Consider the following 15133-nt stretch of genomic DNA (forward strand, 5'->3'; position numbering starts at 1 on the left):
TTCAAATGATTAATAAGTACTTATTAAGTATAGACGAAAGACTAATCCTTCCGATTACAAATTGGGGGATTTTTTTATTCCCGTTTAGCTTAGTTGAAACTTACTAATTGTTAAATGTACTTCACAAATAAAGGAGCGAAAAAAATGAGTACTTCAGACACTATTGTTACACATGTAATGCTCTATATAAGTCGTTAATATCCATCAAACTTATATAGAGGAATTAAAAAATGGATGGATGTTCCGACTTTATATGAAACGTTTCGATATATAAAGGAGGAATTATTATGTCAATGATAAAGGTCCAAGACTTAACTTTTTCATACCCAGGTAGCTTTGATAATATTTTTGAAAGTGTAAACTTCCAAATAGATACGGATTGGAAGCTAGGATTTATTGGTAGAAACGGACGAGGTAAAACGACATTCTTTAATTTATTGTTAGGGAATTATGAGTATAGCGGGAAAATCCTTGCTTCGGTAGAATTCAATTACTTCCCCTACTCTGTTTCAGATAGGAACAAATTCACTCATGAAATCCTTGAAGAAATTTGTCCCCAAGCCGCAGATTGGGAATTTCTACGTGAGATATCCTATTTAAATGTTGATGCTGAGGTCATGTACAGACCATTTAAAACATTATCAAATGGGGAACAAACAAAGGTGTTGCTTGCTGCACTGTTTTTAAATGCGGGTCAATTCCTATTAATTGATGAACCAACAAATCACTTAGATACAGATGCACGAAAGATAGTCTCTAATTATCTAAGGAAGAAAAAAGGATTTATTTTAATTTCACATGACAGAATCTTTTTAGATGGGTGCGTTGACCATATCCTATCTATTAATAGAGCAAATATTGAAATTCAAAGTGGTAACTATTCTTCTTGGAAGTTAAATTTTGATAGACAGCAAGAGCACGAGAAGGCTACAAATGAGCGTCTACAAAAAGACATAGGGAGATTAAAACAGTCTTCCAAACGATCAGCAAGTTGGTCTCATGACGTGGAAGCTTCAAAAAATGGAACGAGGAATTCAGGCTCTAAGTTGGATAAGGGGTTTGTAGGACATAAAGCAGCCAAGATGATGAAAAGAGCAAAAAACCTTGAATCAAGGCAACAAAAAGCTATTGAGGAAAAGTCAAAATTACTAAAAAATGTGGAAAAAACTGAGTCATTAAAATTGGAACAATTGCAATTTAAATCAAATGAATTGGTTACTTTGGTTGACGTGTCCGTTAAGTACAATGACCAAATTGTGAATGAGCCGATTAGCTTCATAGTTGAACAAGGTGACCGAATTGTACTTGATGGAACGAATGGGAGCGGAAAAAGTAGTATCCTAAAACTAATTCTAGGACATCCGATACAGCATACAGGCTTAGTTACTTTAGGTACAGGACTCATCATTTCCTATGTCCAACAAGATACTTCTCATTTGAAGGGGTCGCTATCAGACTTCATTGAAGAGCACAAGATTGATGAAACCTTATTTAAATCCATCCTAAGTAAGATGGACTTTGATCGAATTCAATTCGAGAAAGATATATCTCATTATTCTGGTGGACAAAAGAAAAAACTGCTTATCGCTAAAAGTTTATGTGAAAAAGCCCATATATATATATGGGACGAACCACTAAATTTTATAGATATCTATTCCCGTATGCAGATTGAAGAACTTATTCAACAATTTAATCCCACAATGGTTATTGTTGAGCATGATAAAGCATTTCAACAAACAGTTGCAACAAAAACTATATCTATGTAGCTCAAAACGAATACTTGAAAATATAATCATTAACTTGAGTCCTTGAACTATAAAAACCTTAATGACGTGTTGAAAAAAGCCTAATTTCTCTACAATACATTGAGAAATTAGGCTTTAAATAGTAATAATAGAATTCATAAATACTGAATAATTTACACGTTAGGTTTATCTGTTAATGCAGTAACAATCCTGTCCACTAAGTCTTCTGGCATCCATTCATGATTTGTATCGTTCGTTTCATTTGGCCCTAAAGAATCAATAAACTTTTTAAACTTTGGAAATAAAACAATAGAAGTGATCCAATGTATCGTATGATTTATGGAGAAGAAATGAAAAACTCCTTGCTTTTCACCCTCCTGTAATATTTCTTTTAACTGTTCAAAATTACCTATGAAATACGGTTTAATCTTTTCTAATCGTGCACTTTCCTTAATAATCTCCTCATATGCCAATGATCCAATTTCAGGGTTCTCTTTTATATGTTTAGTAAAAACCGTTAAATATTCTCTAAGGGCATCGATAGGTTTAAATTGATTCTTCTCAAGAAAATTGGGTAGCTCATTAGCAAGACCATATTTCTTAAACACCTCATAATATAGGTTTTCTTTCCCATTAAAATAGTAAGAGGCCATAGCAACATTCACTTTCGCTTCTTTTGCGATTTCTTGTATGCTCGTACCTTCGTAGCCACGCTCTCCAAATTTTTTCTTAGCAGCCTTTAAGATATTTTCCATCGTCTGCTCTCGAGATTTCCCCATTTCACACACCTCAAATAGTATATATTTCACTTCAAAAACCCAATAAGGACTTTGAATAGAGTATCTTTTTAATGAAATTTAATTATATATTTAAAGTGGTAACTTAACAACCGATGAAGTTCTGATTACTTTAAACAATATCCCCTTGCGTAGCATCAATAGTTTTCAAATACTTTACGCTCTTTTCTAATTGAGTAAAAGAATAGACAAAAAACATCTAATTTTATCTTAATTTCGTGTGCGAATAAAAACATAATAAGGACCAAAGTTTATCCATTTTATAGATAAACTTTGGTCCTTTCGTTACATTATACAGATTTAAAATAAAATGAAACTTTAATCAGCCCTCACCAATCAGGCTTTTAGGTGCAGCAGGGCCCCCACCTAACTTCNNTCTTTGCTTCCGCTGAATTTTGAGGGTGGGGGTCTTACTGCCCACAAATAGCGGGATAAACTAGTATACTCGTAGCTTGATGAGAGAATTATCCATCAATCGTCCATCATTTTCTGACTAGATCTGTTTAATCTCGATATAAGGTCCTTTAATGTTTAATTTGTTAATATCATTAGATATATTGCCTACAGTTGATTTTTCATTAAAAGTATAGACCTTTTCACCATTTACAAAGATACCCCAATTCTTATCTTCATAACTGATACCATAACCAGCATTGCTAGACGTAGCTTTGAGTTGATTTCCATTCATTGAAAGAGATAACTTCCCTTTTCCTTTGTTAAGTTTATCATTCACGCTGTTGATACTATTCATTTGTTCTTCAAGGAATTTTTGGTTATCAAGAGTAACTTGATGGTTTTTCCAGTCTAATTTATAGTGGTTCGTAAAGAATTCATTATATGTATCTTTATTATTTGTTCCCCACCATTTTGAACTTACCCACTCAATATTGTACTGATCTGAAATTCTACGATTTGTTATTTTTAAATCTGATGTAGTTTCTGTTTTATCAGCAGTAATAACCGCTACTACGTTTGGAGAAAAACCATATCCTGTTAAAGCTGGTACTGTATCTTTTGAAACAAAATTATTCATCCCTTCATTATAACTACGTGATTTCATAAATAGTTGATTACCATAGAAAGTATTGAATGAATCACGATTATAAATTCCCCACTCTGGGAAATTAAATGATTGGAATCCTACTTTCCAATTTAATTTCTTATCTGTGTGAGTCTCTAATACCGTTTTATAATCTACTTGATCATAAGATACACTTTCTTTCCAAGCAAAGCTACCTGTGATACTTGCATCGGCATTTGGCCCTTTATCATTTACTCCTACTTTAACACTTCCACCAAGTGTATACCCTACCTCAGAAGTGACCTTTGCTGAAGTCATTGTATTAACTGGGGCAGCTTTATGGAACTGAGCACTATCACCACTTGTTATTTCTGCTTCAGTATGATAAGCTGATGGCCATTTTAAGCCTGCGTTATAGTATCCACTATTAACTGTATATTTAGCATCAATATTACTACCATCAGTGGTCACAATTGCAATCTTTTTATCTGCGTAAGGATCCTCAATAAAAGAAACCTTTATCGAATTTTTGATATTCTGCTTCATGTCATAAGTAGTTTTAAAACTATTATAGACCTTCCCACCATTTTGAAGATTTTCTACAGTTCCTTTAGAATCTGCAAATGCAGATGTTGCTTGTAAACTAAATGATCCAGACATAATAACGGACGCTACCGCAACACATTTAGCTATTTCTTTTGCTTTTTTCATACAGACAGCCACTCCTTCTTAAACATTTAAAAGATATAAATATATTATTTCTAGTTCGCAAAAATAGAGATAGATTCATAGCCATACAATATAGAAATTCATTAACTTTTATGACACTAACTAAAAACACATGTTTCACTAATCTTCCTCTCACTATTATTGATAACTATTATCAATAATATTAAAACATAAAATAAAAATTTAAACAATAATTTTAAATACAAATTTAAAATTATTGTTTAAAAAAATACAAAAAAATTATAGAATTCTTCATTTCGAGAATTACTATATTTTCAATTACTTATTACAGCCTATATTCAGATACATTATTTCCTTTCCATTCATAATAATCTAAAATTCCTTCATAAATGGCTTCTGCTGCAATTTGTCTGCCATCTTCCGTAGATAATTTACTGTAATCAATACCATTATCTATAAACGCCAGTTCCGTCAACACAGCTGGCATGTCATTTTCCCTTATTACATGAAGGTCTCCATGTTTAACTCCTCTGTCTCGTGTTTGAAGTGCCTCTACTAAACGTGTTTGAATTTTTTCTGCTAAAACACGACTTTCTTCCACATGAGGATTTGTTTTTTCGGATTTAGAAGATTTATAGTAATATGTTTCTGTCCCTTTTGCATTACCATTAAAAGCATTTGCATGTACGCTTATAAAGATATCACCCTGATTTTTCTTAGCAAATTTAACACGTTCCTGTAAAGAACTTTTTTGATCATGCCCCGGTCTATTATCAGATTGACGAGTTAATAAAACTGTAAATGGTGTATGCTTTTCAAGTAATTGTTGTAGACGTAAAGAAGTGTCTAGTACAATCTTACTTTCAGGTAATCCCTTTGTGGATTTCCCAGGATCTTCGCCACCATGTCCAGGATCAATAATGATTGTTTTGCTTTCTAATGGGTTTTGGGGACGATGTTGCATCATATCTGTTTTTGCAGTAAGTTGAGCAGCTTCAGCACGTGTTATAAATCTATTTGGTTGCCAACCGTTCTCAGTACCATTGGAAATTTTCAAACCGATTAAAATATTGGCATATTTTTCTCCCCAATGCCCTTTTAAATCTTCAAATTTAACCTGCTCATTATGATTTGCTGCGCTTTGTAGTTTATATGCATTTACTAGCATCGTAGCCATAGCAGCACGAGTTACTTTTCCGGATGGATTGAAGATTCCATTTCCCTCACCTTTAACAATACCAGCTTTTTCAGCAGCAGCAATATACGGAGTAGCCCAGTGGTTTTGTGAATCTGTAAATGATGGTTTTGCATTAGAGTCAATTTGTATACCTAAAACTTTTGTCATAATTTTTGTAGCCGAAGCTCTGTCTAATGAGTCATTTGAACCGAACGTTCCGTCTGGATAGCCATTCAATACCTGTTTATCAACTAAATAATTAACGGATTTGTCCGCCCATGCAGGAACATCTGGGAACTTATGAGTATTTGCAAATGTATTAGATGAGTAGGTTAATAGACTTCCAGCAAGAATTCCTGTAGCAATTAATTTGTATTTCAAAATGTAACACCTCTATCAAATTATTACAATTTGGTAAATATATCATTTATAATTAATCTTTAAATAATACGACCTTGAATAAAGAATAGATTAAGTTGTTTATATTAATATATATCAGATAATAAATTTAAAATCGAATTATTGCTCCAAAAATAATCCTCGGACATACACTTATAGATAAAGATTATTAAATATACTCACCAACATTGTGTAACCAGTATAGTTACTTATACATACAAGTGTCAATTAAAATAACCTTACAATTTTGTAAGATAATCACCTTAATAGTAAATCAAGTAATTATTAAATAATATAAATAGTTACTAGATATAATAAAATAACACTCTTAAATTTTGAACAAAAACTAATTGTTTTGATAGGAAAATAACTTATAACACCCACATTGTTAACAATGCTTTTGAATCCTACTTTACTCTATAATTCTCTGTTATATCCCAACGTGAATGCTCCTATAATATAGTCAATTGCTGCAATGAATATATTCCCTCAAAAAACATCTCCAGAAGCCATCGAAAGTAGCCTTTATTAATACACCTACACAATCCATCTTTTCACTCCCCTAAGACATCCTCAAATTTTACAAGGAATGAAAAAAGAAGAGGGATACCTTCCCTCTTCACTAAAAAAATTAAAAAACACCTTAATTTTCCCCTGCCTTTTATAATCTCACGTCTATTGATAGCCCGTTTAATTCTTCAATTCTATTTTCATAGATTCATGTATTCTTCTAAAGTCTGCTTTTGTTCATATATATTTTCAGCAATATCTCCTACATAGCGAATATGCCAAGGTTCATATGCATAACCTGTAATACTTTCCTTCCCCTTAGGATAACGAATGATAAACCCTGCACGATGCGCGTTTTCTTTCAGCCATTTTCCTTCCTTCGTATTAGCAAAAGATAGCTCTAATTCATTGTTCGCACTTTTAGAAGAAACATCCATTGTTAACCCTGTTTGATGTTCGCTATGTCCTGGTTTTGCCGAGAAGCGATCCGTATGCTCTTGTCCTTTTCTTTTCACATTGTTCGCATACAGTCGTTGTTGATAGTCATAGGAACGAAATCCCGAAACAGCATTTAACTGAATCCCCTCCTGCTTTGCTAAATCAAATAACTTTTCCAGTGCTTCTGCCGCCTCTTTACGGAGGTGGCTCTTTTCTACCGTTCCACTAAATGAGAATGGTACATTTGGTACAACTAAATCCTCTGGTTTATAGTCTTCGGGTAATCCATATTCCTTATTAACTACAGCCTGTATACTAGCAAAAGAACTTTCATTGTATTTTGATTGCCCTTTTCCTCTACTATCTTTCTCTTTATTTATGGAGTTTTCACGAGATTCATAGTTCGTCTTATCTGGTTCTTTACCAATAGATTGATTGGTGTAAATTATAAAAATACCTAACATCATAATTACACAACTGAAAATCCCTACTAATTTAAGTCTCATTATTCATTTCCTTCCTGCAACTCTTACTGTTTCTCGTTCATAATATCTCAACCATATCAAATTCATATTAATTTGAAGTGAACTTTTGTTCTTACCATATTTCTTAATAGAAAGACTGTATATCCTTCTATTTGTTTGACATCATTAAGATGCTCACAAATATAAATAAATTCTATGGCTACATATAGATAAAAAATCTAAAAATTTATATAACGAGATTAGAAGTGTAGCATATTATTGTTGAAGGGTCTTGGTATAATGCTAGGCATTAATGTAAAAAAAACAAATGAAGAGTTAATTATTTCATGGCAATTGGCGGAGATTACAATTCCATTACGTGATGTGATTGAGGTTACCGAAGATGCTACCTATGCTGGTGTTGAAGACGTAGATGTAATACGTATTGGAGCAGCTTATGGGACAACAGACCGTATTTTAATTAAAACAGTAAAACAAAATTATATATTATTTACTACAAATAAAGTTGCTATTTTAAATGCCATTCAGACTTAAATATAGGAGTTTTCTTGGCTAAAATGATAAAAATAAGCACATCTTGTTATAAAAACAGATGTGCTTATTTTTAATTTCTATGCATTTTTACGTTTTAAGAAAATCACTCCACCAACAATTAACAGTAATGCTCCTGCAGCCATAGAGATCCAACTTGTAAGATTAGTACCTGTTTGTGGTAACCATCCAATTTTAGATTGGATTTCTTTCTTAGGTTGTGGTTGTTCTTTTACTTGCTCGTTAGGTTGCTCTGGTGTTGGAGTATTTTCATCCGAATTCGGCTGTTCTGGTTTAGGTTGTTCCGGCTTTACCTCTTTAAATTTCACTGTTTGTCCCTTATCTTCAATTTCAGCGTGAATAGCTATTAATATATTATCTTGATACAGTTCTTCAAATACTACTACTTCTTTACCTTGTAATGCAGAAGCATTACATGTGAAATCTAGTATGATAGAACCATTCTTCTCTTTAGCAGTAAACTTAGATTCTACTGTTACCTCTTTACCATCAACTAATAATGGCTTGTTTGTTGCTTTATCCATTAGTTTACCTTTTACAACGTACTCTTTACCCACGATTAAGTCTTTGTATTCCACTTTATCTTGGATTGTTACAGATTTAGAAGCGTCTAACTCTTTAGAACCATCAGCTTTATTTGTAGCTGTCGTTTTAATAGAAGGTTCTACAAACCGAACTGTTTGACCTACATCATTAATGTCAGCATGAGTTGCAATTACTTGACCTTCATGTAATAAGTCTTCAAACACGACTACTTCTCTTCCTTGCTGTTCAGCACCAACAAAAGTAAAGTCTAATGTTACAAAACCGTTCTTTTCTTTTGCAGTAAACTTCGTTTCAGCTGTTACTTCTTTTCCATCAATTAATAATGGTTTGTTAATAGCTTTGTTCATAAGTTTACCTTTTACAGTGTACTCTTTACCTACAACTAAGTTAGTATACTCCACTTTGTCTTGAATAGTGATAGAATCCTTTGAATGAATCTCTTTTCCACCATCAGCTTTGTTTGTAGCTGTCGTTGTTACTGATGGCTTAACGAACTTAACTGTTTGACCTTTATCATTGATATCAGCATGTGTCGTAACAACTTTTCCGTCTTTCAGTAACTCTTCGAATACTACTACTTCTTTTTCTTCTAAACCAGTTGCATCAAAAGTAAAATCTAGTGTAATAAAACCATTTGCTTCTGTTGGTGTAAACTTCGTTTCAGCAGTTACTTCTTTACCATTTACAACTAATGGTTTATTAGTCTCTTTATTCATTAATTTACCTTTTACAGTGTACTCTTTACCTACTTGTAGATCTTTGTATTCCACTTTATCTTGGATTGTTACAGACTTAGACGTGTGCATTTCTTTTGTACCATCTGTTTTATCAGTAGCTGTTGTTTTTATTGAAGGAATCTTTTCATCTTTGACAATGTGTTTAATGATTTGACCATTCTCTTTAATTTCAAAAGAGAACGTTTCTTCATTTAATACATAACCTTTTGGTGCAACAGTTTCTTTATATGTGTATTTTCCAAATGGTAACTTTTCAAATTTAGCGATTCCTTTATCGTCTGTTTTTCCTTTTACTACTTCTTTTCCTGCTTCGTTATAAATCGTAAATTCTGCATTTGGAAGCTTGTTATTTCCATCAGCTACATCTACCTTTGTAATTTCTAGATCACCTTTGATAAGATGATTAACTGCCAATAACTCAATAATCTTTCCATGTTCCTTTATTTCGAACATAATTGGTTCTTTAACAAGAACATAACCATTTGGAGAAGCCTTTTCTACAAATGAATATTTACCATACGCTAAATCTTTGACGTTAATCTCACCATTTTTATCTGTTTTATATTCACCAATTACTTTTCCACTTGCATCTTTTAGCTCGAATTCTGCACCTTCTAATTTTTTACTAACATCTTCATTATCCACTTTAAGTAATTTTACACTACCTTTTACTTCTGTATTTTCCACTGTAAAAGTAAGTGTTTTATTGTGCTCTTTAATTTCAAAAGGATACTTTGTTTTATTTCCAATATATCCATTAGGTGTTTGTGTCTCTAAGAAATAATATTTACCATACGTAAGACCTTCAACGTTTGCAATTCCATTTTCTTTTGTTACTACTTTTTTCACTTCTTTACCATCTTCAGTGAAGACTGTGAATTCAACATTTGGTAAAACCTTTCCTGAATCACTAAGCTTTTTAATTTCGATGTTACCTTTTACTTTGTTATTTACTATTTGGACAGCTCCTGTTTCTCCTGTCTTAACTTCAATAGTTTGTGATTTATCATCTGAAACATAGCCTGTTGGTGCTTTAATTTCTTTTAATGTGTAAGTACCAATTGGTAAGTTGTTTAATTCTGCTATACCATCAGCACCAGTCGTGATTTTTCCAACTGATTCATTATTTGCATTAAAGACCTCAAATACTGCATCAGCTAAAACTTCTCCATTTTCTCCAACCTTTTTAATTTTTAAAGAACCAGCTGCTTCCCAATTTACTGCAAGATCACTACTAAGCTTTTCTTCATTTCTTTCTAATAGTACTGTAGCATTCTGAACAGTATCCGTACCACGGTAAGCAATTGCTTGAACTTTTGTTAAGTTTGCAGCAACACTTAGATTAAATTCACCTGTTTTAGTATTTTTAGGAATTTGGATACGGAATTTCTCTCCAACTGAAAGCTGATCTTTCACTTCTCCATTTTCACTAACAATTCTAACTCCATTAGGTGCATTTTTCGCTACCACCTTATAAGAACCACTCTTAGCATTTGTTTGTACTGAATATAGATTTGTTTCGAAGAATTCACCCTTTAATTCTGCTTTTTGCTTTTCAGCAGGAATCACATTCATAAAAACATCTTGAGTCTCCTCACTATTATTAGCATTACTAATAATAGCCTTAGCTGCTTTTTCAACATTTTTATTCTCATGTTTTAATTCATTTACATCAAGTTGACCTAATGCATTCCAAACTGCAAGCTGAGTTGCGTAGTGTGCCTCATTCTGATTAGCTACTCCCAACTGCTGAACACTTTTTTGCGGGAAACCGTTTAATAGGACCCTATATACTACATTATCTGTTTTCCCCATTTCAGGAAGATCTTCACCATTTGGTGATTTTAGTCCAAGAGTTAAGCAATAAGCAATTTGACCACTTGAATTTTTAATCATTTCAGTTCGAATGTGCTTTCCTAAACTATTACTATAACTCCAGTTCATTGAATATTTCTCGTGCGTCATAACCTCTGCACTAGCCCTAGGTAAAAATACATTAAGGAATAATGCCAGTACTGATAATAATGTAAAAACTCTTATAATGACTCTCTTACCCAATTTTGTAACCTCCCTAGAATAAATTAATCCGAGTATATATCGCAATATCTAAAACATTCACGATCGACCCGATTATCATTATAAAACAATAAATTACAAATATTAAATAATTTTAATGAAATAGTCAAAAAATTTACACATTTTATTATTTATCAAGTTTTTTAACGAATTTACTATATACAAATTCTAAAACACGCCTACAATTTAAAAGACAAATATGTATGTTAAATATATAAATAGCAATTCCTTTGCTCCAGTTATTAATCTTCTATTAACCTTCCCCTTATTAAAAATAGCCTTTTCATTTTCTTGTTAATCCGAGTAATTTATACACCTCTTTTAATCTATTAATTCTCTATTACGCTCCTTCATTGAGATATAAGGGTGACTCTTCATTCAAAGAATAAAGTAAAACTTTATTCAGCCCGATCCCCATCTAACTTCTCTGCTTTGAGCCTTACTGCCCACAAATAGCAGGATACATTATGCAACATTGCATTTGATAATCATTTTTAATGTAACTATAATGATTACAAGGTTGCTATTAGTCCAATATTCTACATGGAGGTTTTATTATGTTTAAAAAAATTATTGTATCTTCTATGGCGCTTACTATGTTCGGTGGAGCTGCAACTATGCTAGAGGCACCTACTGCTCAAGCAGCTTCTTATAACTCAACATCATCCTCTTACTTTGATGTCACTCCTGAAGAGGCCGTGGCTTTCTATCAATCTCAAGACTATAAAAAATTAAAAGTATTTTTGGATGACTTTGAAGCTAGAAACCCTTATGCCCCAGGTGGAGGCTACGCTCAAGGTAGTGTACGTATGCAAAAATTCAACGCTGCTCTTAGAGATGCCAAATTAACAAATGTCTACCAAGAATTTATTAGAATCTCTTACTACAATCATTATCCAGAACCAAAATAATCACAACGGATAAAGTGAAACTTTAATCAGTGGGGGTTTTGTTCATCCCCCACTGATTATTAGTTGAACCAATCGGGCGTTTACTGGCAGCCCGACCCCCACCTAACTTCTTTGCTTCCGCTGAATTTTGAGGTGGGAGTCTTACTGCCAGTTAATGCGGGATTAAATGTTTATTATTTCTATAACTTAGCCTAATTTTAAATGTATAACCTAAAAATAATTACTAAAAACCACTCATATAAGAGTGGTTTTTCTATTTCCCCATATAATTTAGCTGAATGTTACATCATCTTTATTTTAATATCTTTTATAGTAGACATTCTCTCGTTGACACAAACTAGTAGATTAGCAATGAAAATATCAAAATATATTTATAGGTGGTTGGAAGTAATTGTTTTCTGTTTAATAGCAAAAAAGAACACCCTCTCACAATTAGATAAGGTGCTCGTTTTCATTTTTATCGGTAATTCTCAATTCAATTTAGCTTCTTTCCAATAAGTAAAGATTAAATTAACTTAAAAACAAAGCGTTTTAAATTTAATTCATAGATCTTACTGAAACTTGGAATTGCCCCTTAGAACCATCATCATTTGAAACGTAAATTTTATATGTTCCATTCGGTAATGGAGATAAAGCATTCCGTACATTTGTAACATTAATTTGTTGTTCTCCAGGTTTTATATAACCACCAACAATTAGCTCTGTATTTGGACCTTTTACACTATATCCCATTGTATTTTGACCATTATTTTTCATAGAGAAGCTTAAGTCAGTACTCCCATCATATACGAAAGAAGTTTCAGCCTCGCCACTATAATCCATTGTTTGGGTTAATAATAAGTCTGCAGAAACATGTTCAACTACATGAATTGGATCATTCGTTTTGTGTACTTCTTCAGCATAAGTATTATTCCCTAACACACCAAGTGTTAATGCTGAAACTACTCCACAACTAAGCACTAGTTTATTTAACTTCATTTTAAGTTCCCCCTTGATGTTTGTATTCTATTACCATCATACATCCTTTTCCAAGTGCGTTTTTATGTAATAATTCATATCTATAAAACTATATATCTTAACTTTTTGTATTAACAGTTATTGAGAACCCCACATAGATAAAGCTACAATATTACGCTTCATAAAAAACATGTAAATTTTAAAGTCTTTTTCTAACAAAGTTTTATACGAGTAAGTACCAAAATACTCACATAAATAGCATTTCTATTTCAGATAAAATGTACTAATAAAATTTTTCTAAAATTTCACTTTGTAATTTGATATATTCCATGTTAATATAACGGAGGCTACAAAACAGAAGTCACCACGCATATCATTTTCACAGAATATTCATACTTTAAAAACCTTATTTTATCAGTAACTAAATCCCGATTTTACCCATACAAAAGTTAGTTGATAATTTCATATGTACATAAATTTAAATAGATTTTTTCTATTTTCCTTATCAATTTTAATACGAGTAATATAACAGCATGTTTTTCAAGTACCCTTCCTTTTTTAGATAAAAAGTCTACTAATACTAAACATCTATGTCCAACTCATACATAATTCTACTTACAAACTATCGGAGATGCAAAACTATGGGAATTTCTACTCTTTTATTAAATACCTTTATTATAATAATTTGTATCCTTAGCTATCACGTATTTTGGCTAGAGTTTAAAGAAAAAACAACATGTAATAATATGTTATTTTCTATCCTTTCCTCCATTGCTATTATTTTTTGTATGACTTTTCCTTTTCATTTACATGTGGGATTTATTTATGATTTACGTTTTATTCCTATTATATTAGTTTTTCTATATGGAAATACAAAAAACATTATTTTTATAGGAATTTTATATCTTTCTTATCGGTTTTACTTAGGCGGAAATGGCGTTCTTCCATCATTTATTATCTTCACTATTATTGTTGGTATAACAATGCTCTTTCGTTACCTATTACCTATGTATATTAAAGAAAAAAAAGTATTATTAAGCTTACTCCTTATTTTAGTATGTACAACTTCACTTTCTATTTGCGGTATTGTAACTCAAATAAATACAGGAGGGAAAATAGACTCTACTCTCATAGAATTTTTATTAAATTATATAGTCATTAATATTTTCACAGTATTATTATCAGTTTATTTAATAGAGGGAATGATTGAGAAATATAAAATGGAAGAAAAACTGCAACGGGCTGAAAAATTTTATATAGCTAGCGAACTAGCGGCGTCAATTGCACACGAAATCCACAATCCACTAACCACGGTACATGGATTCACTCAATTATTAAATGAAAAACATGCCTCTAAGCTATCTCAGGATCAATACTTAGAAATCATGTTAATTGAAATGCAGCAAATACAATCTACTATTAATAACTATTTATCTTTAACCAAACCACAGAACACCCTAAAAGAGAAAATAGATATTAATCACATTTTAAATCAGGTGAAAGATACTATTTCACCACTCGCTCTATCATACAAAGTTGAAATCAAACAAAATAGTACAGATTCCTTTTATATAAATGGGGACCCCGAAAAATTCAAACTCTGTCTAAACAACATCATCCAAAACGGAATTGAGGCTATGAAAAATGGTGGATTATTACAAATAAATATACAAAAAGTAAAAGGAAATATCATAATTGATATTATTGATTCAGGAATTGGGATGTCATCTCAACAAATAAAACGAATTGCTTTGCCATTCTATTCAACAACAGAAAAAGGAACTGGGCTTGGTACTATGATTGCTTATAGTATTATTAGAGAATTAAACGGAGATATAGAGATAGAGAGTGAATTAGGTAAAGGGACTCGCTTTTCTATTAGTATCCCTTGCTAATGTGATAAAAATTTTCTGTTTAGTTAATTATATAAATGAATTTTAAGAATCCCGCTAGCTAGCTTACTTATTAATTATCTTAAATTTATAAAATAATAAGGGTCAGAGCTTATCTATTGTTACAGATACACTCTGATCCTTTAGTTTAATTACAGTAAACGCACTTAATATTTATAACTTTTCTTACATCTGGATGA

The 15133-nt window shown here is 31.9% G+C and carries 10 protein-coding genes; 4 read left to right on the forward strand and 6 right to left on the reverse strand.

Translation table 11 applies throughout. The features are described 5' to 3' along the window. The first annotated feature begins 287 nt into the window (after positions 1-287). On the forward strand, positions 288-1766 hold the full coding sequence (locus CN409_RS21945) for an Lsa family ABC-F type ribosomal protection protein (RefSeq protein ID WP_017763486.1): 1479 nt from the start codon (positions 288-290) through the stop codon (positions 1764-1766). A 152-nt stretch (positions 1767-1918) separates the two neighbouring features. Here CN409_RS21945 and hlyIIR read toward each other — a convergent pair whose 3' ends face one another. The 4 genes from hlyIIR to CN409_RS21965 form a co-directional block, all read right to left on the reverse strand. Beyond that, positions 1919-2524 (reverse strand): hemolysin II regulator HlyIIR, encoded by a 606-nt coding sequence (hlyIIR, locus tag CN409_RS21950; protein WP_000520485.1) that lies wholly within the window; start codon positions 2522-2524, stop codon positions 1919-1921. 511 nt (positions 2525-3035) lie between these two features. Further along, a complete protein-coding gene (gene hlyII / locus CN409_RS21955; RefSeq protein ID WP_086390842.1) occupies positions 3036-4274 on the reverse strand; it encodes a hemolysin II HlyII in 1239 nt (412 codons plus the stop codon). Positions 4275-4578: 304 nt separating this feature from the next. Next, positions 4579-5811 carry an N-acetylmuramoyl-L-alanine amidase gene (locus CN409_RS21960; RefSeq protein WP_000875666.1) on the reverse strand — a complete coding sequence of 411 codons (1233 nt, stop codon included), beginning with the start codon at positions 5809-5811 and terminating at the stop codon, positions 4579-4581. Between the two features lie 728 nt (positions 5812-6539). Continuing rightward, a complete protein-coding gene (locus tag CN409_RS21965) occupies positions 6540-7283 on the reverse strand; it encodes a M15 family metallopeptidase (protein WP_001237444.1) in 744 nt (247 codons plus the stop codon). Positions 7284-7541: 258 nt separating this feature from the next. On the opposite strand from CN409_RS21965, the gene CN409_RS21970 reads away from it, so the two are divergent. Next, on the forward strand, positions 7542-7796 hold the full coding sequence (locus CN409_RS21970) for a SunI/YnzG family protein (RefSeq protein WP_000900690.1): 255 nt from the start codon (positions 7542-7544) through the stop codon (positions 7794-7796). A 77-nt stretch (positions 7797-7873) separates the two neighbouring features. On the opposite strand, the gene CN409_RS21975 is transcribed toward CN409_RS21970, so the two are convergent. Then, on the reverse strand, positions 7874-11155 hold the full coding sequence (locus CN409_RS21975; protein ID WP_097981063.1) for a VaFE repeat-containing surface-anchored protein: 3282 nt from the start codon (positions 11153-11155) through the stop codon (positions 7874-7876). A 575-nt stretch (positions 11156-11730) separates the two neighbouring features. Here CN409_RS21975 and CN409_RS21980 point away from each other — a divergent pair. Continuing rightward, positions 11731-12084 carry a hypothetical protein gene (locus CN409_RS21980; RefSeq protein WP_086390850.1) on the forward strand — a complete coding sequence of 118 codons (354 nt, stop codon included), beginning with the start codon at positions 11731-11733 and terminating at the stop codon, positions 12082-12084. 537 nt (positions 12085-12621) lie between these two features. On the opposite strand, the gene CN409_RS21985 is transcribed toward CN409_RS21980, so the two are convergent. Next, on the reverse strand, positions 12622-13062 hold the full coding sequence (locus CN409_RS21985) for a hypothetical protein (protein WP_000773517.1): 441 nt from the start codon (positions 13060-13062) through the stop codon (positions 12622-12624). A gap of 620 nt (positions 13063-13682) precedes the next feature. Here CN409_RS21985 and CN409_RS21990 point away from each other — a divergent pair. After that, positions 13683-14936, forward strand: a complete 1254-nt coding sequence (locus CN409_RS21990) for a sensor histidine kinase (protein WP_086390851.1) — start codon at positions 13683-13685, stop codon at positions 14934-14936. The last annotated feature ends 197 nt before the right edge of the window (positions 14937-15133 follow it).

It is taken from the genome of Bacillus sp. AFS012607, from assembly GCF_002558005.1.
In the GTDB taxonomy this organism is placed as follows: domain Bacteria; phylum Bacillota; class Bacilli; order Bacillales; family Bacillaceae_G; genus Bacillus_A; species Bacillus_A thuringiensis_S.

Excerpts from the sequence above, each read along its gene's own strand:
- CN409_RS21945 (WP_017763486.1), top strand. The coding sequence starts at position 288 with ATGTCAATGATAAAGGTCCAAGACTTAACTTTTTCATACCCAGGTAGC.
- hlyIIR (WP_000520485.1), bottom strand. The coding sequence starts at position 2,524 with ATGGGGAAATCTCGAGAGCAGACGATGGAAAATATCTTAAAGGCTGCT.
- hlyII (WP_086390842.1), bottom strand. The coding sequence starts at position 4,274 with ATGAAAAAAGCAAAAGAAATAGCTAAATGTGTTGCGGTAGCGTCCGTT.
- CN409_RS21965 (WP_001237444.1), bottom strand. The coding sequence starts at position 7,283 with ATGAGACTTAAATTAGTAGGGATTTTCAGTTGTGTAATTATGATGTTA.
- CN409_RS21970 (WP_000900690.1), top strand. The coding sequence starts at position 7,542 with ATGCTAGGCATTAATGTAAAAAAAACAAATGAAGAGTTAATTATTTCA.
- CN409_RS21980 (WP_086390850.1), top strand. The coding sequence starts at position 11,731 with ATGTTTAAAAAAATTATTGTATCTTCTATGGCGCTTACTATGTTCGGT.
- CN409_RS21985 (WP_000773517.1), bottom strand. The coding sequence starts at position 13,062 with ATGAAGTTAAATAAACTAGTGCTTAGTTGTGGAGTAGTTTCAGCATTA.
- CN409_RS21990 (WP_086390851.1), top strand. The coding sequence starts at position 13,683 with ATGGGAATTTCTACTCTTTTATTAAATACCTTTATTATAATAATTTGT.